Source organism: Streptomyces sp. NPDC004031, assembly GCF_053604375.1.
This window is the reverse complement of record NZ_JBSGHL010000032.1, coordinates 12,436-31,069: the sequence shown is the minus strand read 5'-3', so window position 1 is coordinate 31,069 and position 18,634 is coordinate 12,436. Positions and strand designations below refer to the sequence as shown.

Genomic DNA, 18,634 nt, shown 5'->3' with positions numbered 1-18,634 from the left:
CCGACGCCGCAGGCCCGTACGCCATGACCCCGCGGGAGGCCGGTGAGCGCGCCGCCGGGGTGCTGGCCGAGATACGCACCGCCGTCGTCGGCAAGTCCCGGCCGCTGGAGATGGTCATGCTCGGCATCCTCGCCGGCGGCCACGTCCTCATCGAGGACCTGCCGGGCCTGGGCAAGACCCTCATGGCCCGCTCCTTCGCCGCCGCCCTCGGCCTGGACTTCCGGCGCATCCAGTTCACCCCCGACCTGCTGCCCTCCGACGTCACCGGCGCGCCCTTCTACGACCAGCGCTCCGGCGACATGGTCTTCCGGCCCGGCCCCGTCTTCACCCACCTGCTGCTCGCCGACGAGATCAACCGCACCCCGCCCAAGACGCAGGCCTCGCTGCTGGAGGCGATGGCCGAGTCCCAGGTGTCCATCGACGGCAGCACCCGCCCGCTGCCCGACCCGTTCGTCGTCATCGCCACCGCCAACCCCATCGAGTACGAGGGCACCTACTCGCTGCCCGAGGCCCAGCTCGACCGCTTCCTGCTGCGCGTGCGCATGGGCTACCTGACGGCTGAGCAGGAGACCGGGATGCTGCGCGCCCGGATCGCTCGGGCCGCCCCCGAGGCGGTGCTGCGCACCCTCGGCAGCCCCAAGGACGTGCTGGCGATGCGCGCCGCCGTGGAGCGGGTCGAGGTCGAGGACGACCTGCTGGACTACGTCGTCGCGCTCGTCGGGGCCACCCGCGCCCACCAGCACATCCAGGTCGGCGCCTCACCGCGCGGCGGCCTCGCGCTGGTCCAGCTCGCCCGCGCCCGCGCGGTCCTGGACCTGCGTGACTACGTCACGCCCGAGGACGTCAAGGACGTCGCGGTCGCCGCGCTCGCCCACCGCGTCACCCTCAAGCCCGAACTGTGGGTGCGGCAGATCGACGCCGACGACGTCATCGCCGAGATCGTGCGGTCCGTCGCCGCGCCGCAGACCCTGCCCCGCAGCCGCGTCGCCTCATGACACCCGGGACCGGCCGGTCCGCGGCCGTCGAGCGCGCCCTCGGCGGCCGCGACGCCTCCGGCGGCGGGCCCACCGAGCCGCCGAGCCCGCCGCCGCCCGGCTGGCGGGCCTCCGAGGGCGCGCTGCGGTACGCCACCGTCGCCGCCGTCGCGGTCGCCGCCGCCCTGGTCACCGGGCACGCCTGGCTGCTCGCCGCGGCGGCCGCGCCGCTCGCGCTGCTCGCCCTGGCACTGCCCGCCGGCACCCGCCCGCACCGCATCGACCCGGCCGTGGACGTCCAGCCGCGCCGCTGCTTCGAGGGCGAGCAGCTCACCGTGACCATCACCCTCGGCCTCGACGGCACCGCCGGACGCCTCGACCCGGGCGTCACCCCCGGCCCCGGCCTGCGCCTGGACGAACTCAGGCCCGGCTCGCGGCACCTGACCCTGCTGCTCACCGCGGAGCGCTGGGGCCGCTGGAGCGTCGGCACGGTCGACATCGACGTGTACGACGTGGGCGGCGCCGCCCGCCGCACCGTCCGGGTGGACCTGGGCGAGGTCGCGGTCTTCCCCGTGCCCAGCGCCGCCGCCGTCACCCCCATCCCGGTCCGGCTGCCGCAGCGGCTCGGTGAGCACACCTCGACGCAGCGCGGCGAGGGCGTCGAGGTCACCGGCGTCCACCCGTACGTCGTCGGCGACCGGCAGCGGCGCATCCACTGGCCCGCGACCACCCGCCGCGGCGAACTCCAGCTCCACCAGTTCGCCGCCGAGAAGGCCTCCGACACGGTGGTGCTGCTCGACGTGCTCGCCGACGTCCGCGACCCCGCGACCGGGGCGTCCTCGCTCGACGAGACCTTCCGCGCGGCCGCCGGACTCGTCCGCGCCTACCTGCGCACCCACGACCGCATCGGTGTCGTCTCCGTCGGCGGCGCCACCCGGTGGCTCCAGCCCGGCAGCGGCCAGACGTACTTCTACCGCATCGTGGAAAGCGTCCTCGACGTCCGCAAGGACCTCGGCTACCGCACGACCGGCCTGCGCCGGCTCCCGCCGCCCGCGCTCCCCGAGAACGCGCTCGTCTACGTCTTCACACCGCTCACCGACCAGCGCATCCTCGACGTCCTCGACCAGGTCAGGGCACGGGCCAACCCGCTGGTCGTGGTCGAGATCCCCAGCGGCGACCCGGACGTCGAACCCGGCGACACCCGCGCACAGCTCGCGCTGCGGCTGTGGCGCGCCGACCGCGAGGCGATGCGCTTCGCGCTCACCGAACGCGGCATCGCCGTCGTCACCCACACCCCCGGCGAGACGCTCGACCTCGCCCTCGCGCCACTGCTGCGCACCCGGATCCGCGGAGGAAGCCGATGAGCCGCACGACGGGTGCCCACCGGCTGACCGCCCGCGTCCTGGGCGCCGCACTGGCCGTCGCCGCCTGCAACCCGCCGCGCACCGTGACCGGACCGCTCATCGGCTGGCTGCTCGTCGCCGCCGCCGTGGCCGCCGCGTGGTGGGCCGCGCCGCTCGTCGACGCCCGGCCGGTGCTGACGTCCATGCGGTGGAAGGACGTCGCCGTCCACCGCCGCAACACGCTGCTGCCCGCCGGGGCGGTGGTGCTCGCCGCGGTCACCGCGCCCGCGGCATGGCTCGCCGCGTGCGTGGTCGGGCTGCTGGCCGCGTATCTGCTCGTCACGGACGCCTGGACGATGAGCGCGTCCGCCCCGCCGGACACCGACCGCCTGCGGCCCGCCGCCGCCGTGGCCGCGGCCTGCGCCGTGACCTTCGCCGCGGCCCAGGCCCCGCTGGCCGACACGTCCTGGGCCCGCCTCCCCGCGGCCCTCGCCGTAGCCGCGACCACCACCTGCGTCGCCCTCTCCCTCCGCCACCGCTGAGCAGCCCCCTCCGGGGGACCTTTCGCGCCTTCCCCCGGTGAGTGGTTGCGCGCAGCTCCCTGCGCCCCTGACAGACGCTCAACCGTCCTCCGGCAGGGGATGCGTAGGGCGGCGACACACAGGGGCGCGTGGGGGCACCTCCCGGGCGAAGCCTGGGGGAGAACTGCGCGGTCAACCCTCACCGGCAGCACGGCGCGGAAGCCCACCGCAAGCGGCGGCCCCTGGCGCAAAAGGGCCACCGCACCCGCCGCGAGAGCACTGCGGCGAACCGACCTGTATCGGTTCAGTAAATGTGCCGACCAGGCACGAACCCATCGCTTCCCATCAGGACTTGACGTGCTTTACCGTTTAATGCGCCAGCCACCGCCCCAGGCAAGGGAGAAGCGATGAAGGACGTCACGCCACTGGTCGACGGCTGGAACCTCCGTCTGCCGCGCGCAAGCGCATGCGCAAGCCCAAGCGCAGACGCAGACGCGGAAGCAACCGCCCCGCCCCAGCCCAGCGGCAGCGACACCGTGCGGGCCGTCGTCCCGGGCTGCGTCCACACCGACCTGATGGCCGCGGGTCTGCTGGCCGATCCGTTTCTCGACCGGAACGAGGCCGACGCCGCCTGGGTCGGCCACGCCGACTGGACGTACGAGTCCGTGCTGCCGCCCGTCACGACGGCCCACGAGCGCAGCGACCTCGTCTTCGACGGCCTCGACACCGTCGCCGAGATCCGCCTGGGCGACGGCGTGCTGGGCCGTACCCGCAACATGCACCGCTCCTTCCGCTTCGACGTCACCGCGCACCGTTCGGCCACCGCGCAGCTCCCGTTGAGCGTCGCCTTCACGTCGGCCTACACCGAGGCCGAGCGGGTGCGGGGGCTGCTCGGTGACCGGCCCAACTCCTATCCCGAGCCCTTCCAGTACGTCCGCAAGATGGCCTGCTCGTTCGGCTGGGACTGGGGTCCGACCCTGGTCACCGCGGGGATCTGGAAGCCCGTCAGGCTGGAGCACTGGTCGACCGCCCGGCTGGCGCGGGTCACCCCGCTGGTGACCGTCGCGGACGGGACGGGCCGGGTCGAGGTGCGGATCGAGCTGGAGCGCACCTCCTCCGGCGCGGACCGCCCGCTGCTGGTCCTGCTGCGGGTCGGCGAGCACAGCGCGCGGACGGCCGTACCGCCCGGCGCGGACCGCGTCACCGTCGTCGCCGAGGTCCCCGGGCCCGAGCTGTGGTGGCCGCGCGGCTACGGCGAGCAGCCGCTGCACGCGTGCGAGGTCACCCTCACCGACCCGGCGGTGCGGACGGCGGACGGCGCGGACGGCGTCCTCGACCGCTGGCAGCGCCGCATCGGCTTCCGCACGGTCACGCTCGACACCTCGCCCGACGCGCACGGCAGCGCCTTCACCCTGGTCGTCAACGGCACGCCCCTCTTCGCCCGGGGCGTCAACTGGATCCCCGACGACGTGCTGCCCACCCGGATCGACGCCGCCCGCTACCGGCGCCGCCTGGAACAGGCCGCGGACGCGGGGGTGGACCTGGTGCGGGTGTGGGGCGGCGGGCTCTACGAGAGCGACGACTTCTACGACGCCTGCGACGAGCTGGGCCTGATGGTGTGGCAGGACTTCCCGTTCGCGTGCGCCGCCTATCCCGAGGAGCAGCCGCTGCGCTCCGAGGTCGAGGCGGAGGCCCGGGAGAACGTCGCCAGGCTCGCCCCGCACCCGAGCCTGGTGCTCTGGAACGGCAACAACGAGAACCTGTGGGGCTTCCGCGACTGGGACTGGGAGCCCGCGCTGGCCGGTGCGTCGTGGGGCGAGGGCTACTACCTGGGCCTGCTGCCCCGCGTCGTCGCGGAGACCGACCCGACGCGTCCGTACTGGGCCGGCAGCCCCTGGTCGGGCTCGTGGGAGCACCACCCCAACGACCCGCGGCACGGCACCGCCCACTCCTGGGAGGTGTGGAACCGCCAGGACTACACGGACTACCTCGACAGCGTGCCGCGCTTCGTCGCCGAGTTCGGCTGGCAGGCCCCGCCCGCGTACGCCACCGTCCGCCGGGCGATCGGTGACGAGCCGCTGACGCCGGACTCGCCCGGCATGCTGCACCACCAGAAGGCCGAGGACGGCAACGGCAAACTCGCCCGGGGCCTTGCCCACCACTTCCCCGTCCCGGACGACTTCGACACCTGGCACTACCTGACCCAGGTCAACCAGGCACGGGCGATCGCCACCGGGATCGAGCACTGGCGCGCGCACTGGCCGCGCTGCGCCGGCACCGTCGTGTGGCAGCTCAACGACTGTTGGCCGGTGACCTCCTGGGCCGCCATCGACGGCGACGAGCGCCCCAAGCCGCTCTACCACGAGCTGGCGCGGCTCTACGCCGACCGGCTCGTCACCGTACAGACCCGTCCCGGCGGGCAGGTCGCGGCCCTGGTCAACCAGGCGGCGGGGGAGTGGGCGGGCGAGGCCGTGCTGCGCCGTGTCGCGGTGGACGGCGCCGTGCTCGCCGAGGCCCGGCTGCCGTTCTCCGCCGCGCCCAGAAGCGTCGCGGAGATCCCCGTGCCCGACGAGCTGCTACCCGCGGCGGAGGGCGGCAAGGAGCTGCTGACGGTGCGGGCGGGCGACGAGCGGGCCTGCTGGTTCCCCGTCCGGGACAAGGACTTCGCCTACCCCGAGCCCGCCTGGGACCTCGATCTCGCGGTGCTGCCCGACGGCGCCGCCGAGGTCACCGTGACCGCCCGCGCCCTGCTGCGCGACCTGCTGCTCCAGGCCGACCGGCTCGCCCCCGGGGCGAGCGCCGACCGGGGGCTGACGACGCTGCTGCCCGGTGAGAGCGCCACCTTCACCGTCACCGGCTGGGACGTCCCCACCCCGCAGGCCGCCGCCGCCGCGCTGTTCAGCGTCAACGCGGCGGTACGCGGCCCGCGGCCGGGGACGGCTCCGGCTACTTCGTCGCACCCCGGGTGAACCCGTTGTAGATGAAGCGCTGGAGCAGCAGGAAGACCACCAGGGTGGGCACGATCACCAGGATCGCGCCCGCCGAGATGTCCTCCCAGTGCGCCCCGAAGGGGCCCTTGAAGCGGAAGAGCGAGGTGGAGATCGTCCCCAGGTCGTCCGAGGGCATGTAGAGGAAGGGGATGTAGAAGTCGTTGTAGACGGTGATGCCCTTGATGATGACCACCGTCGCGACGGCCGGTTTCAGCAGCGGCAGGATGATCCGCCAGTAGATGGTGAAGGCGTTCGCCCCGTCGATGCGCGCCGCTTCGTCCAGGGACACCGGGATGCCCCGGATGAACTGCAGGAAGATGTAGATCGAGACGATGTCGGTGCCCATGTAGAGCAGGATCGGCGCCCAGCGGCTGTCGAACAGGCCGAAGTCGTTCACGATCTTGAACGTCGCCACCTGGGTGGTCACGCTCGGCACCAGCGAGCCGATCAGGAACAGCGCGATCACCAGCCGCCGCAGCCGGAAGTGGAAGCGGTCGATCGCGTAGGCGGCCATCGAGCCGATGAGCACCGTCCCGGCGATCGAGAAGACCAGGATGAAGGCGGTGTTCCAGAACGCCCTGAGCATCTTCCCGGCCCGGAAGGCCGTCACGTAGTTGTGGTAGTTCAGCCAGTTGTGCGGCAGCGTCAGCGCGCCGCTGCCGTCGGCCATCTCGCGGGAGGTCTTGAGCGACGTCAGCAGCACCGCGACCAGCGGCAGCAGCACCACCACGCTCGCGGCGACCAGCGACAGGTACATCAGCGTCCGGGCCACCGTGCGGCGGGCCCGCGTCCCCCCGGTGCCGTCGGCCGCCGCCGCGGGCGCGGCGGGCGCTTTGCGGACGAGAAGCGAGGTCATACGAGATCGTTCCTCTCGTCGGGCACCACGATGCGCTGGAGCCAGGTCACCAGCAGGATGATCACCAGCAGCGCCACGGCCGCCGCGGAGGCGAGCCCCATCTTGTTGAACTCGAAGGCCAGCTTGACCGTCTGGATCACGAAGGTCTGGGTGCCCGCGGCGCCGCGCGTCATGATGTACGGGATCTCGAACGCCGACAGCGAGCCGGAGATCGCCAGGATCGCGCTCAGGCTCAGCACCGGTTTGATGCCCGGGGCGATGATGTGCCGGAACTGCTGCCAGCGGTTGGCGCCGTCCAGTTCCGACGCCTCGTACAGCTCGCCGGGGATGGACTGGATCGCGCCCAGGAAGAGCACGAAGTTCAGGCCCATGAAGCGCCACACCGACACCCCGGCCAGCGAGGTGTTGCCCATCCGCCCGCTGCCCAGCCAGAAGTGGTGGCCGTGCGCGCCGAAGGCGCTCAGCACCGTGTCGAGGGTGCCGTGCGGCTGGAAGAAGTACAGGAAGACGAAGCCGATCGCGACACCGTTGAGCAGGTAGGGGAAGAACAGGATCCCCTTGAAGAGGTTGCGGAAGCGCACGTCGAAGCTGAGCACCGTCGCGAAGTACAGCGCGAGCACGATCTGCACGACGGAGGCGACCAGGTAGTAGACGCTGACGAAGAAGACCTGGAAGAGCTCGGGTCTGGTGAACAGCTCCACGTAGTTCCTGGTCCCGACGTAGTTGCGGTCCGGGCTGACGCCGTCCCAGTCGGTGAAGCTGTCCCTGATCATGTTCCCGACCGGGACGTAGGTGAACGTGATCAGCAGAGCCAGTGGCACCGCCAGGTAGAGCCATGGCGTCACGGTCCGCCAGACCCGAGCGCGGTTCACAGGCTCGCGGTCTTCTGTGCGGCCGACCACTTCTTCGCGAGGTCCGCGAAGATGCCGTCCAGGTCGCCGCCCGCCGCCCCGCGTGCGACGTCGATGAGGTGCTGGCGGTAGTCGGGCTTGTCGGTCATGCCGATCTCGGACTGGTTGTCGATGCCGGTGACCTTCGCGGCCTGCGCCTGCGACATCTGCACGAACTGCACCCCGGCGTCCTGGAAGGGCTTGAGGGCGCTGGGCATCTCACCGCCCCTGAGGGTCGGGACGGCCTGGTTGTCCTGCACGTAGCCGGACTTGTCGGTGAACCAGTCGATCCACGCGCGGGCGGCGGCCTTGTGCCGGGAGTGGATGTTCACCGCCTCCTGGTAGTCGGGCGCCACCGGGGTGCAGAACTTTCCGTCCTTCTGCGAGGGGAAGGGCATGTAGCCGATCTCGGACGGGTCCTTGCCCGCCTTCTTCGCCGCGTCCTGCATCTGGACGATCGCCCAGGACCCCAGCCACATGGTGCCGATCTTGCCGGTGGCCAGCAGGTTCTTGCTGTTCTCCCAGTTGGTGGTGGTCGGGTCCTGCTCGGAGAGCTTGCCGTGCACGATGTCGTACAGCAGCGTGTCGCCGGCGTTCAGGTCGCTGCCGGCCTTCCACGGGTCGGGGTCGTCGGCCGGCTCGTCGGTCGCCCTGGGGTCGCAGGTGACGGCGCCCTGGACCTGCGTCCAGGCGGTCAGCGGCCAGCCGTCCTTGTAGTTGGTGTAGTACGGCGTCGCGCTCGTCGCGGACTTGATCGCCCGCAGGTCGGCCAGGAACGCGTCGGGCGTCTTCGGCCAGTCGGTGATCCCGGCCTGCTGCCACACGGTCTTGTTGTAGACGAAGCCGTCGGCGTTGGCGAAGTTGGCGATGCCGTAGACCTTGCCGCCGACGGTGGCCTTCTCGGTGAAGGTGTACTTCTTGCCCAGCTCCTCCGCCGTGCCGAGCGAGGCGAAGAACTTCGGGTAGTCGGCGGTCTTGACGGCCGCCGGGATCATGAGCACGTCGCCGTAGTTCGACGTGTTCATACGGATCTTGACCTCGCCCTCGTAGTCCGTGATCCCCTCGAAGGTGACATGGACCTTGGGGTAGATCTTGTTGAACTGCGCGGCGTACTTCTTCATCGTCCCGTCCTGCACCAGGTCGGTGCGCTGGGTCAGGACCTTGACGTCCCCGGTGACCTTGGACGGATCGGTCGGCGAGGCGGCCGACTCGCCGCCGGACGACGAGCCTCCGCCACCGCAGGCCGTGGCCAGCAGCGCCATCACGGCGACCAGCGAACCGGCGAGTGCTGTGCGCTTCATCTGCTCCCTCTCCGTTTCCACGACGTCCGACCGAGTCCAGCGGGACGACGGCAACTTAAGCGATTCAGTTGCAGAACGACCGCACTATTGCATTGGGTTGTTGGCCGGTAAAGACGCTGATTCCGCGCTGATGCTCAACCGTTACATATCGATTCGGTGCCAACGCCCGCCGGTGCTGGGGTAGGTTGGGCGCCGACCGGCGGCGAGGCCGCCGGCACGCGCCACGACTGGCAGGGGAGGTGGGACCGATCACCGCGCGTACGCACCGCACGTTCCCGCCGTACGGCCGCGGCCCCGGGGCTTCCTGACCGGTTCCGCCGGCCGCCGCACCCGCCGAGAGGCCGCCATGCCGCACACCCCGGAATCCGCCGGACCCCTGCCCGTACCTCCCGTACCTCCCGTCCTTCCCGTAGCGGGATCCGCGCCGGAATCCGGTACGGAATCCGCACACGCCGCCGTCACCGCCCGGCTCAGGGCCGCGGGCTGCGTCTTCGCCGAGGACGAGGCCCGCATCATCCTGGACACCGCCGCCACCCCCGCCGAAGCCGCCGCGATGACCGCCGCGCGCGCCGCCGGGCGGCCGCTGGAACACGTCGTCGGCTGGGCCGAGTTCTGCGGTCTGCGGATCGAGGTCGGCGAAGGGGTGTTCGTGCCGCGGCGGCGCACCGAGCTGCTGGTGCGCGAGGCCGTCGCGCTCGGCCGCGCCGAGTGCGCCGCGCGCGGGCGGGCGGTCGTGGTCGACCTGTGCTGCGGCTCCGGCGCGGTCGGCGCCGCACTCGCCGCGGCCCTGGGGCGTACCGAACTGCACGCCGCCGACCTCGACCCGGCCGCCGTCGCCTGCGCGGCGCGCAACCTCGCCGCCGCGGGTGGCCGGGTGCACCGCGGCGACCTCTTCGCGGCGCTGCCCGCGGCGCTGCGCGGCACGGTCGACGTGCTGGCCGCCAACGTGCCCTACGTGCCCAGCGGCGCGGTCGCCCTGCTGCCGTCCGAGGCCCGCGACCACGAGGCCCGGCTCGCCCTCGACGGCGGGCCCGACGGCCTGGACGTGCTGCGCCGGGTGGCCGCGGAGGCCGCGCGGTGGCTCGCCCCCGGCGGCTCCGTCCTTGTCGAGGCGGGCGAGCGGCAGGCAGCCGCGGCCGCCTGCGTCCTCACCGGCGGCGGCCTGTCGGCCCGTACCGTCACCGACGACGACCTCGGCGCGACGGTCCTCGTCGGCACCCGCCCCGCGTCCTAGACGGCGAAGGCCCGTACCTCCTCGCGCGGGGGTACGGGCCTTCGCCGTGACGGTGTGCGGGTCAGTCCGGCTGCTCGGCGGTGCGCAGCCCCGAGGACCACTTCTCCTCGATGTTGCCGAACTTCCACACCGCCACCGCGACCGCCCAGGTGGCGAAGAAGAGCCCGACGATCACGTAGCCGACGATGTTGAGGTCCAGGCCGCCGATCCAGTCCCAGAAGGCGCCGTGCAGACCGGCCTTGTCGCTGACCAGGCCCAGCAGTTCCACGGTGCCGATGATGAGGGCCACCGCGACCGACAGGCCGGTGATGGTGAGGTTGTAGTAGACCTTGCGGACCGGCTTGGAGAAGGCCCACTCGTAGGCGAAGTTCATGAACGAGCCGTCGATCGTGTCCAGCAGGCACATGCCCGCCGCGAAGAGCACCGGCAGGCACAGGATCGCGTACCACGGCAGGCCCGAGGCGGCGCCGGACCCGGCCAGCACCAGCAGGGCGATCTCGGTCGCGGTGTCGAAGCCCAGGCCGAACAGCAGCCCCAGCGGGTACATCTGCCAGGGCTTGGTGATCGACTTCATCACCCGGCCGAGCAGCCGGTTCATGAACCCGCGGTTGTTCAGGTGCTCTTCGAGCGCCGCCTCGTCGAAGTGCCCGCCGCGCATCTGCCGGAAGACCTTCCAGATCCCGGCCAGGATCAGCAGGTTGATGATCGCGATGGCGTAGAGGAAGGTGCCGGACACGGTCGTGCCGATCCAGCCGGTGACGGTGTGCAGCTGCGAGTCGTCGTTCTGGACCGGGTCGGAGAGCGACTTGATGCCCAGCGACAGCAGTACGGCCAGTCCGAAGACGATGCTGGAGTGGCCCAGCGAGAACCAGAAGCCAACCGACAGCGGGCGCTTGCCCTCGTGCATGAGCTTGCGGGTGGTGTTGTCGATCGCCGCGATGTGGTCGGCGTCGAAGGCGTGCCGCATGCCGAGGGTGTACGCGGTCACGCCGATGCCGATGCCGAAGGACTTGGTGCCGACGCTGTAGTGCTCCGGTGCCACGATCGCCACCAGGGTGAACCAGCCGATCACATGGAGCGCGACGATGAACGCCGCCATGCCGCCGAGCCGGGTCCACTCCGCCCGGGTCATCGAGCTCCTCATCCGTCGCAGGCGCGATCCGGCAGGTGCCGGGGCCTCGGTGGTGCTGCTCATTCCTTCGTCCTCCGGGGAGCGGCCGGTGTGTCGCTAACCGCATCAGCGTACTAGTTGCGAACGATGTGCAATAGGCCGCCCGGCCCCCGGAGAGCTTGATCACATGGGCGGAACCCCTGGTGATCGCCGGTTCGCCCTGATTGACGCATGACAGAACGGAGCCCTACGCTCGCCGGGTAAGTGATGACATGGGGAAGCCGGTGAGACTCCGGCACGGTCGCGCCACTGTGATCCCGCCGCCTTCGGGCGAGACGGGAAGTCAGATACCCGCTCATCACGACGCCCAGCAGACCAGGGACGCACGATCCCCGAAGGAGGGCTCATCTTGAGCAGCATTTCCCCCGCCCGCCCCGCCGCCACACCGGTCGTCCTGCCGGTCACCAAGGCCGCGGTCTGGCTCGTCGGCGCCACCGTCCTCGCACTGCTCGCCTACTACTTCATCGGCGTCGACCAGGGCGCCGTCTCCGTGTTCGGCAAGGACATGCACATCCACGAGTTCGTCCACGACGCCCGGCACTTCCTCGGCTTCCCCTGCCACTGACGGCAGCGGGCCCGCCCGCAAGCCCCCGCGTCCCCTGTCCCCCCTTCACAACGGACAACTCCACATGGAAAAGAAACTCGTGCTGCGCGGCGTCCTCGCCGGCGCAGTCGCCGGGCTGCTCTCCTTCGTCTTCGCCCGCATCTTCGCCGAGCCGTACATCAGCAAGGCCATCGACTACGAGAGCGGCCGCGACGCCGCGCAGACCGCCCTCGACAAGGCCGCCGGGATCGCCCCCGAGGCCGCGGGCTCCGACCTGTTCAGCCGCACCGTCCAGGCGGACGTCGGCATCGGCGTCGGCATGGTCGTCTTCGGCATGGCCATGGGCGCGCTCCTCGCCGTCGCCTACACCGTCTGCCTCGGCCGGGTCGGCGGGCTACGCGCCCGCAACCTCGCCCTGCTCGTCGCGGGCGGCGGCTTCCTCGGCATGTACCTGGTGCCGTTCCTCAAGTACCCGGCCAACCCGCCGGCCATCGGCCACGAGGAGACGATCAGAGCCCGCAGCGGCCTCTACCTGATCATGGTGGTGTGCTCGGTCGCCTTCCTCGTCGGCGCCGTCTGGCTGGGCCGCCGGCTCCAGGCGCGCTTCGGCAACTGGAACGCCACGCTGCTGGCCGGCGCCGCGTTCGTCGTCGCCATCGGCGTGGTCATGCTGCTCCTGCCCTCGCTCGGACACCTGGGCTGGAACAAGGAGCACTACGGCGACCACGCCACCGAGACACCCCAGCCGCTCACCGACCCCAAGGGCGACATCGTCTTCCCCGGCTTCCCCGCCGACGTGCTGTTCGCCTTCCGCTTCTACTCCGTGGGCGCGCAACTCCTGCTGTGGTCCGCGCTCGGCCTGGTCTTCGCACCGCTCGCCGAACGCGTCCTGCGCCCCGCGACGGCAGCCGCTCCCGCCCGCGGGACGGCGCCGTCCCCCGCATGACAGCACACGCACCGGGAAGGGGGGACCGGGGCGCGGTGATCGACGAGATCACCGCGCTCGGGCCCTTCTTCGCGTTCACGACACACCCGGACCCGGCGGCGGACCCGGGCCGCGCGGCGCCCGGCCCGGCAGCCGGCGCCGGATCCGGCGAACCGGTGTGGCAGGCCCTCGACGGGCCCGCCGTCGCCGCTCGGGCCGAGGCCGTCCGGGCGTGGCTGGCCGCCGCGAGCGGGCGGCCGCCCGAGGCCGTCGAGGCCCGCGTCGGCGCGTCCGTCGCCCACCTCGGCCTCGCCGCCCGCCTGGTGTCACCCGCCCTGGCCGCCGCCGTCCTGCACGGCGTGCTCCTGGACCACCGGCTCGCCGCCGTCCGCTGGCAGCCCGTCCTCGGCGGCCCCGCGCCCCTGTCGCTGCCCGCCGCCGCGCTGCGCGGCCCCGCCCTGCCGCCCGCGCCGCTCGCCGACGCCTTCGCCGCCCGGCTGCACGACGGCCCGCTCGCCGAACTCGCCGCGCTGCACGTCCCGCTCGGCGTCTCCCGGCACATCCTGCTGGGCAACACCGCGTCCGCCGTCAACGGCGCCGCGGCCATGATCGCCGGCGCCCGCCCCGACCTGGCCGCCGCCACCGCGCGGTTCGCCACCGCGCTGCTGGACCGCGCACCGCTGCGTGCCCAGCGCGCCCGCACGCCCGCGGGGGCCTTCCGCCGCCGCAGCTGCTGCCTGATCTACCGCGCCGCCCCCGACCGCCGCGGCGCCCTGTGCGGCGACTGCGCCCTGCACCCCACCACGGACACCCGCCCATGAGACACGTGCACGTCATCGGCATCGGCGCGGGAGACCCCGCCCAGCTCACCCTCCAGGCCGTCGACGCCATCGGCCGCACCGACGTCTTCTTCCTGCTCGACAAGGGCGAGGAGAAGGCCGACCTGGCAGCCCTGCGCGAACTGATCCTGCGGCGGCACGCGACCGGCCCGCACCGCGTCGTCACCGCCCGCGACCCCGAGCGCGACCGCACCGCGCCCACCCCCGGCTACGCCCCCGCCGTCGACGACTGGCGCGCCCGCCGCGCCGCCCTCTACCGCCGGATGATCGCCGAGGAACTGCCCGACGGCGGCACCGGCGCCTTCCTGGTGTGGGGCGACCCGGCCCTCTACGACAGCACCCTGGCGATCCTCGACGACCTCCACGGGGACGGCGCCCCCGCCTTCGAGTGGACGGTCGTGCCCGGCGTCAGCAGCGTCGCCGCCCTCACCGCCCGGCACCGCGTGACCCTCAACCAGGTCGGCGGCCCCGTCCACATGACCACCGGCCGCCGCCTCGCCGACCACGGCCTGCCGCCCGGCGCCGACGACGTGGTGGTGATGCTCGACGCCCGGCACGCCTTCACCGCGCTCACCGGCCAGGGCCTGCACATCTACTGGGGCGCCTACCTCGGCACCCCCGACGAGATCCTGCTGTCCGGCCCCCTCGACACGGCGCTGGCCGAGCGCATCACCGCCGCCCGCACCGAGGCCCGCACCCGCAAGGGCTGGATCATGGACACCTACCTGCTGCGCAGGCCGCGCCCGCAGGCCGCGCCCCGCTGATGCTGCGGGTCCTCGTCCTGGGCGGCACCGGGGAAGCCCGGGAGCTGGCCGGACTGCTGGCCGCCGACCCGCGGCTGGAGGTCACCAGCTCGCTCGCCGGGCGCACCCCGCAGCCGCACCTGCCCGCCGGGCAGGTCAGGTCCGGCGGCTTCGGCGGCGCCGACGGCCTGGCCCGCTGGCTGCGCGAGCACCGCACCGGCGCCGTCGTCGACGCCACCCACCCGTTCGCCGCCCGGATCAGCGCCCACGCCGCCCGCGCGGCCCGCACCGCGGGCGTACCGCTGCTGGCGCTGCGCAGGCCCGGATGGGCGGCCCGGCCGGGGGACCGGTGGCACTGGGCGGCGGACACCGCCGAGGCCGCGGCGCTGCTGCCCACGCTCGGGCGGCGCCCCTTCCTCACCACCGGCGCCGGTGAGCTGGCCGCCTTCGCCGCACTGCCGCTGCACTTCCTGGCCCGTACGGTCACGGCCCCGCCCCCGCCGCTGCCCGCCCGCTGCGACCTGATCACCGCCCGCGGCCCCTTCACCCCCGACGGCGAGCGCGCCCTGCTGCGCGACCACGGCATCGACGTGCTCGTCACCAAGGACAGCGGCGGACCCGCCGCCAAGCTCACCGCCGCCCGCGAGGCGGGCATCCCCGTCCTGGTCGTCCGCCGCCCGCCCCCGCCCCCCGGCGTTCCGGCCGTCACCACCGCGCGGGCCGCCGCCCGCTGGCTGGGCGCCCGCTGACCCGCCGCCGCGCGGCGGGAGCGGCGGGCGGCGCCGGGTACGGGGGGCTCAGTCGATGTCGACCCGGCCGTTCGCCGCGTCCGGGCCCTTGCCGCGCACCTCGACCTCGGCCGACGGCCGGGCGGCGGGCGAGGCGTCGGAGCGCAGGTTCTTGCGGACCGAGTCCAGGATCGTCAGGCCCTGGCCGACGAGCCCTGCGGCCATCTCGCCGAGGCCGTCGGCCCCGTTGATGACGTTGACGTTGGCGCCCCGCAGGCCGCTCGCGGCCTCCTTGACGATCTGCGGCAGCTGGTCGATGATCATCCGCTCCAGCGCGACCCGGTCGTGCGACGCGGCCGCCTCCGCCTGGATGCGCATCCGCTCGGCGTCGGCGACGGCCAGCACCCGGATGCGCTCGGCCTCCGCCTCCGCGGGTTTGACGATCTCGGCGACCAGCTGCTGCTGGCGCAGCTCGGCGGCGCGCAGCGCCAGTTCGGTCTGCGCCGCTATGACCTCCTGCTGGGCGTGCGCCTGCGCGAGCGGCCCGGCCTGCGCCGCCTGCGCCTGGGCGCGGTCGACCTGCGCGTTGAACTCCGCCTGCACCACCGCGGTCTGCCGCGCGTACTCCGCCTGGTTGCGCGCCGCGGCCTGCTGCGCCTCCACGGCGGCCTGCGTCGCCTGGGCCTGCGCGATCTGCGCCTGCCGCTGGATGGCGGCCTTGTGCGGGGCGGCCATCGCCTCGATGTAGCCGGTCCTGCCGTCGTCGATGGACTGGATCTGCAGCGAGTCCACCGTCAGGCCGATCTTGGCCATCTCGGTCTTGGACGTCTCCAGCACCTCGGTGGCGAGCTTCTGCCGCTCGGTGACGATCTCCTCGACCGTCATCGAGCCGATGATGGACCGCAGGTGGCCCGCGAAGATACGGCCGGTGAGCACCGACATCTGGTCCTGGTCGGACAGGAAGCGCTGCCCGGCGTTGACGATGCTCTCGTGGTCGTTGCCGACCTTGAAGGCGATGACGGCCTTCACCGTCAGCGCGATGCCCTGCCGGGTCACGCAGGTCTCGGAGACCTCCGCCTCGCACATCGCGAGCGTCAGGAAACGGGTCTTGCGGAAGACCGGCAGCACGAACTTGCCGTGCCCGGTGACCACCCGGAAGGGAGCTCCGCCGAGCCCCCGGCGACCCCCCGAGATCAGCATCGCCTCGTCTGGATCGGGAACGCGATAACCGAACATCCTTGCCTACTCCTTCGTGTGCGCGGCTCAGCCGGCCGGGTCGCCGGACGGGTCGTCCCACGCGATCACGTCGACCTGCCTGGTGCCGCGGGAATCCACCACGAGCACCCGGCTGCCCCGTTCCAGCGGTGCGTCGGACCAGGCGAGAAAGGTCTCGGTACCGCCCCTGACGCGTACCAGCACCTCGCCGGGTCCCGCGGATCCGCGGGTGCCCAGCAGCAGTTCCCCGACACAGCCGATCACGGCCTCGTCCCGCGCCACCACCGGCCGCGCCCCCCTCGTCGTCCTCCGTCGCCGTCCCGCGGTCGTCCACGTGCCCGGCCTGCCCCATCCTCCCACCACGTGCTGCCCGCGGGCCCCTGGTCTGCCGGAATGTGCCAGGGTTGCGCCCATACACGCAACGAGCGGGAGGCTTGATGTTCCGGGGCTTCACCACCCCCCTGACGGGTCGGACGGAACGGGACGAATCGGGGGTCTCGTCACCGTGGGCGTTCATCCGCACCGAGTCGGGCAGCGCCGCGGTGCTGCTCGCCGGGACGCTGGCGGCGCTCGCGTGGGTGAACATCGCACCTGACGGCTACGCGTCGTTCTGGGAGACCCGGCTGTCGGTGCGGCTCGGCTCGCACGGCGTCGACATGGATCTGCGCGAGTGGGTCAACAGCGGCCTGATGACGCTGTTCTTCCTCGTCGTCGGGCTGGAGGCGCGCCGCGAGTTCGACATGGGCGAACTGCGCGACCGCAAACGGATCCCGCTGCCGCTGCTGTGCGGGCTGTGCGGCATGGCCGTCCCGGTGGCGATCTACCTGGGCATCAACGCCGGCAGCTCCTCCGCGCACGGCTGGGGCACCGCGATGTCCACCGACACCGCCTTCGCGCTGGGCATGCTGGCGCTGCTGGGCTCGCGCTTCCCGCGCCGGCTGCACACCTTCATCCTCACCGTGGCCGTCGTCGACGACTTCCTCGCCCTCGCGGTCATCGCCGTCGCCTACAGCGAGAAGGTGTCGTGGACACCACTGCTGATCGGCGCGGGCGCGCTCGTGGTGGCCGGCTTCGTACGCCGCACCGGCACCCGCCGCGGCGGGGTGTACGCGGTGCTGGGGATCGTGGCCTGGGTGGCGTTCGTGCACTCCGGCGTGGACCCGGTGGTGGTCGGCCTGATCCTGGGCCTGATGTCGTACGCCTACCCGGCGCCGCGGGACGCCCTGGAGCGGGCCAGCGGCCTGTTCCGGTCCTTCCGCGAGCAGCCCACCGCCGAGCTGGAGCGCGAGGCCCGGCAGGGCATCGCACTGGCCCTGTCGCCCAACGACCGCCTCCAGCGCCTCTACCACCCGTGGAGCAGCTACGCGATCGTGCCGCTGTTCGCGCTCGCCAACGCCGGGATCGAGATCAACGGGTCGCTGCTGTCCAGCGCCTTCACCTCGCCGATCACGCTGGGCATCCTGTTCGGCTACGGGCTCGGCAAGCCCGCCGGGATCCTCGGCGCGTCCTTCGTCGCCGACCGGCTCAGCCGCGGCCGGATGAAGCCGCCCGTGGGCTGGGCGGCCGTCGCGGGCGGCGGCACCATCGCCGGCATCGGCTTCACCGTCTCCCTGCTCATCGCGACCCTCGCCTTCGACGGGCGGCAGCTGGAGCAGGCCAAGATCGGCGTGCTCAGCGCCGTCGTCTTCGCGATGCTGGCCACCTCGCTGGTCGCCTTGGTCACCTCGCGGCTGCCCAAGGCCCGGCGGGCGAAGGCGCTGCTGGGCACCGCCGAGTCCGTCGTCGACCTGGCCGAGCCCGTGGACCCCGAGCGCGACCACGTCCGCGGGCCGCTGGACGCGCCGGTGACGGTCGTGGAGTACGGCGACTTCGAGTGCCCGTTCTGCGGCCAGGCCGAGCAGGTGGTGCGCGAACTGCTGGCCGACTTCGGCGACGTCCGCTACGTCTGGCGGCACCTGCCGCTGCCCGACGTCCACCCGCACGCCCAGCTCGCCGCCGAGGCGGCCGAAGCCGCCGCGCTCCAGGGCGCGTTCTGGGAGATGCGCGACCTGCTGATCACCCATCAGGAGGAGCTGGGTGTCAAGGACCTGCTGCGGCACGCCCAGGAGCTGGGCCTGGACGTGGACGCCTTCCGGGAGGCGCTGCGCGGGCGCAAGGGCGCAGCCCGGGTGGAGGTGGACGTCGAGTCCGCCGATCTCAGCGGGGTGGCGGGCACGCCGACCTTCTTCGTCAACGGGCGCCGCCACCACGGGGCGTACGACATCCAGAGTCTGTCGTCGGCCGTCGTCGCGGCCCGGGACCGCGCCGTCCTCATCGACGGCGCCTGGCCCGGGTCGGACTGCTGACGTGCCGAGGTGCTC

At 72.8% G+C, this 18,634-nt stretch carries 17 protein-coding genes and 1 riboswitch; of the genes, 11 read left to right on the top strand and 6 right to left on the bottom strand.

Features of this window, described 5'->3' with window-relative positions:
- Nucleotides 1-23: 23 nt before the first annotated feature.
- From ACWERV_RS20965 to ACWERV_RS20950, 4 genes are all read left to right on the top strand, one after another.
- A complete protein-coding gene (locus ACWERV_RS20965) occupies nucleotides 24-995 on the top strand; it encodes an AAA family ATPase (RefSeq protein ID WP_452935234.1) in 972 nt (323 codons plus the stop codon).
- Nucleotides 992-2,338, top strand: coding sequence for a DUF58 domain-containing protein (locus ACWERV_RS20960; RefSeq protein WP_452935114.1), 1,347 nt, complete (start codon nucleotides 992-994; stop codon nucleotides 2,336-2,338). Before ACWERV_RS20965 ends, ACWERV_RS20960 begins: the two co-directional genes overlap by 4 nt.
- Nucleotides 2,335-2,859: a hypothetical protein gene (locus ACWERV_RS20955; RefSeq protein ID WP_452935112.1), complete on the top strand. Its 525-nt coding sequence runs from the start codon at nucleotides 2,335-2,337 to the stop codon at nucleotides 2,857-2,859. Before ACWERV_RS20960 ends, ACWERV_RS20955 begins: the two co-directional genes overlap by 4 nt.
- Nucleotides 2,860-3,245: 386 nt before the next feature.
- Nucleotides 3,246-5,807 carry a glycoside hydrolase family 2 protein gene (locus ACWERV_RS20950; protein ID WP_452935109.1) on the top strand — a complete coding sequence of 854 codons (2,562 nt, stop codon included), beginning with the start codon at nucleotides 3,246-3,248 and terminating at the stop codon, nucleotides 5,805-5,807.
- Here the strand turns inward: ACWERV_RS20950 and ACWERV_RS20945 are convergent.
- The 3 genes from ACWERV_RS20945 to ACWERV_RS20935 form a co-directional block, all read right to left on the bottom strand.
- Nucleotides 5,785-6,585, bottom strand: coding sequence for a carbohydrate ABC transporter permease (locus ACWERV_RS20945; RefSeq protein ID WP_398190523.1), 801 nt, complete (start codon nucleotides 6,583-6,585; stop codon nucleotides 5,785-5,787). The genes ACWERV_RS20950 and ACWERV_RS20945 overlap by 23 nt on opposite strands.
- Before the next feature lie 95 nt (nucleotides 6,586-6,680).
- Nucleotides 6,681-7,586, bottom strand: a complete 906-nt coding sequence (locus ACWERV_RS20940; RefSeq protein ID WP_452935107.1) for a carbohydrate ABC transporter permease — start codon at nucleotides 7,584-7,586, stop codon at nucleotides 6,681-6,683.
- Complete coding sequence (locus ACWERV_RS20935) at nucleotides 7,553-8,875, bottom strand: ABC transporter substrate-binding protein (protein WP_452935104.1); 1,323 nt, start codon at nucleotides 8,873-8,875, stop codon at nucleotides 7,553-7,555. The genes ACWERV_RS20940 and ACWERV_RS20935 overlap by 34 nt, the downstream gene beginning before the upstream one ends.
- Before the next feature lie 346 nt (nucleotides 8,876-9,221).
- Between ACWERV_RS20935 and ACWERV_RS20930 the strand changes: the two genes are divergently transcribed.
- Complete coding sequence (locus ACWERV_RS20930) at nucleotides 9,222-10,109, top strand: putative protein N(5)-glutamine methyltransferase (RefSeq protein ID WP_452935102.1); 888 nt, start codon at nucleotides 9,222-9,224, stop codon at nucleotides 10,107-10,109.
- 61 nt (nucleotides 10,110-10,170) lie between these two features.
- On the opposite strand, the gene ACWERV_RS20925 is transcribed toward ACWERV_RS20930, so the two are convergent.
- Nucleotides 10,171-11,241, bottom strand: coding sequence for a Nickel transporter NicT (locus ACWERV_RS20925; RefSeq protein ID WP_398190144.1), 1,071 nt, complete (start codon nucleotides 11,239-11,241; stop codon nucleotides 10,171-10,173).
- 224 nt (nucleotides 11,242-11,465) lie between these two features.
- A riboswitch (cobalamin riboswitch) is annotated at nucleotides 11,466-11,593 on the top strand.
- A 36-nt stretch (nucleotides 11,594-11,629) separates the two neighbouring features.
- Here ACWERV_RS20925 and ACWERV_RS20920 point away from each other — a divergent pair.
- The 5 genes from ACWERV_RS20920 to ACWERV_RS20900 all read left to right on the top strand — a co-directional run bounded on the left by ACWERV_RS20920 (nucleotide 11,630) and on the right by ACWERV_RS20900 (nucleotide 15,080).
- Nucleotides 11,630-11,845 (top strand): CbtB domain-containing protein, encoded by a 216-nt coding sequence (locus ACWERV_RS20920; RefSeq protein WP_398190141.1) that lies wholly within the window; start codon nucleotides 11,630-11,632, stop codon nucleotides 11,843-11,845.
- A 64-nt stretch (nucleotides 11,846-11,909) separates the two neighbouring features.
- Nucleotides 11,910-12,770, top strand: coding sequence for a CbtA family protein (locus ACWERV_RS20915; RefSeq protein ID WP_452935100.1), 861 nt, complete (start codon nucleotides 11,910-11,912; stop codon nucleotides 12,768-12,770).
- Nucleotides 12,771-12,805: 35 nt separating this feature from the next.
- Entirely contained in the window at nucleotides 12,806-13,570 is a 765-nt protein-coding gene (locus ACWERV_RS20910; protein ID WP_452935098.1) for a (2Fe-2S)-binding protein, read from the top strand.
- On the top strand, nucleotides 13,567-14,352 hold the full coding sequence (cobF, locus tag ACWERV_RS20905; RefSeq protein ID WP_452935096.1) for a precorrin-6A synthase (deacetylating): 786 nt from the start codon (nucleotides 13,567-13,569) through the stop codon (nucleotides 14,350-14,352). Before ACWERV_RS20910 ends, cobF begins: the two co-directional genes overlap by 4 nt.
- A gap of 2 nt (nucleotides 14,353-14,354) precedes the next feature.
- Nucleotides 14,355-15,080: a cobalt-precorrin-6A reductase gene (locus tag ACWERV_RS20900; protein WP_452935231.1), complete on the top strand. Its 726-nt coding sequence runs from the start codon at nucleotides 14,355-14,357 to the stop codon at nucleotides 15,078-15,080.
- Between the two features lie 48 nt (nucleotides 15,081-15,128).
- Here ACWERV_RS20900 and ACWERV_RS20895 read toward each other — a convergent pair whose 3' ends face one another.
- Both ACWERV_RS20895 and ACWERV_RS20890 read right to left on the bottom strand, forming a co-directional pair.
- On the bottom strand, nucleotides 15,129-16,295 hold the full coding sequence (locus tag ACWERV_RS20895) for an SPFH domain-containing protein (RefSeq protein ID WP_452935093.1): 1,167 nt from the start codon (nucleotides 16,293-16,295) through the stop codon (nucleotides 15,129-15,131).
- 27 nt (nucleotides 16,296-16,322) lie between these two features.
- Entirely contained in the window at nucleotides 16,323-16,556 is a 234-nt protein-coding gene (locus ACWERV_RS20890; protein WP_398190517.1) for a hypothetical protein, read from the bottom strand.
- Between the two features lie 155 nt (nucleotides 16,557-16,711).
- Here ACWERV_RS20890 and nhaA point away from each other — a divergent pair, with 155 nt between their 5' ends.
- Nucleotides 16,712-18,619, top strand: a complete 1,908-nt coding sequence (nhaA, locus tag ACWERV_RS20885; RefSeq protein ID WP_452935092.1) for a Na+/H+ antiporter NhaA — start codon at nucleotides 16,712-16,714, stop codon at nucleotides 18,617-18,619.
- Nucleotides 18,620-18,634 lie beyond the last annotated feature (15 nt).

What these genes read in the sequence shown, in the direction of transcription:
- ACWERV_RS20965 (WP_452935234.1), top strand. Translation starts at nt 24, where the DNA reads ATGACCCCGCGGGAGGCCGGTGAGCGCGCCGCCGGGGTGCTGGCCGAG.
- ACWERV_RS20960 (WP_452935114.1), top strand. Translation starts at nt 992, where the DNA reads ATGACACCCGGGACCGGCCGGTCCGCGGCCGTCGAGCGCGCCCTCGGC.
- ACWERV_RS20955 (WP_452935112.1), top strand. Translation starts at nt 2,335, where the DNA reads ATGAGCCGCACGACGGGTGCCCACCGGCTGACCGCCCGCGTCCTGGGC.
- ACWERV_RS20950 (WP_452935109.1), top strand. Translation starts at nt 3,246, where the DNA reads ATGAAGGACGTCACGCCACTGGTCGACGGCTGGAACCTCCGTCTGCCG.
- ACWERV_RS20945 (WP_398190523.1), bottom strand. Translation starts at nt 6,585, where the DNA reads ATGTACCTGTCGCTGGTCGCCGCGAGCGTGGTGGTGCTGCTGCCGCTG.
- ACWERV_RS20935 (WP_452935104.1), bottom strand. Translation starts at nt 8,875, where the DNA reads ATGAAGCGCACAGCACTCGCCGGTTCGCTGGTCGCCGTGATGGCGCTG.
- ACWERV_RS20930 (WP_452935102.1), top strand. Translation starts at nt 9,222, where the DNA reads ATGCCGCACACCCCGGAATCCGCCGGACCCCTGCCCGTACCTCCCGTA.
- ACWERV_RS20925 (WP_398190144.1), bottom strand. Translation starts at nt 11,241, where the DNA reads ATGACCCGGGCGGAGTGGACCCGGCTCGGCGGCATGGCGGCGTTCATC.
- ACWERV_RS20915 (WP_452935100.1), top strand. Translation starts at nt 11,910, where the DNA reads ATGGAAAAGAAACTCGTGCTGCGCGGCGTCCTCGCCGGCGCAGTCGCC.
- cobF (WP_452935096.1), top strand. Translation starts at nt 13,567, where the DNA reads ATGAGACACGTGCACGTCATCGGCATCGGCGCGGGAGACCCCGCCCAG.
- ACWERV_RS20895 (WP_452935093.1), bottom strand. Translation starts at nt 16,295, where the DNA reads ATGTTCGGTTATCGCGTTCCCGATCCAGACGAGGCGATGCTGATCTCG.
- nhaA (WP_452935092.1), top strand. Translation starts at nt 16,712, where the DNA reads ATGTTCCGGGGCTTCACCACCCCCCTGACGGGTCGGACGGAACGGGAC.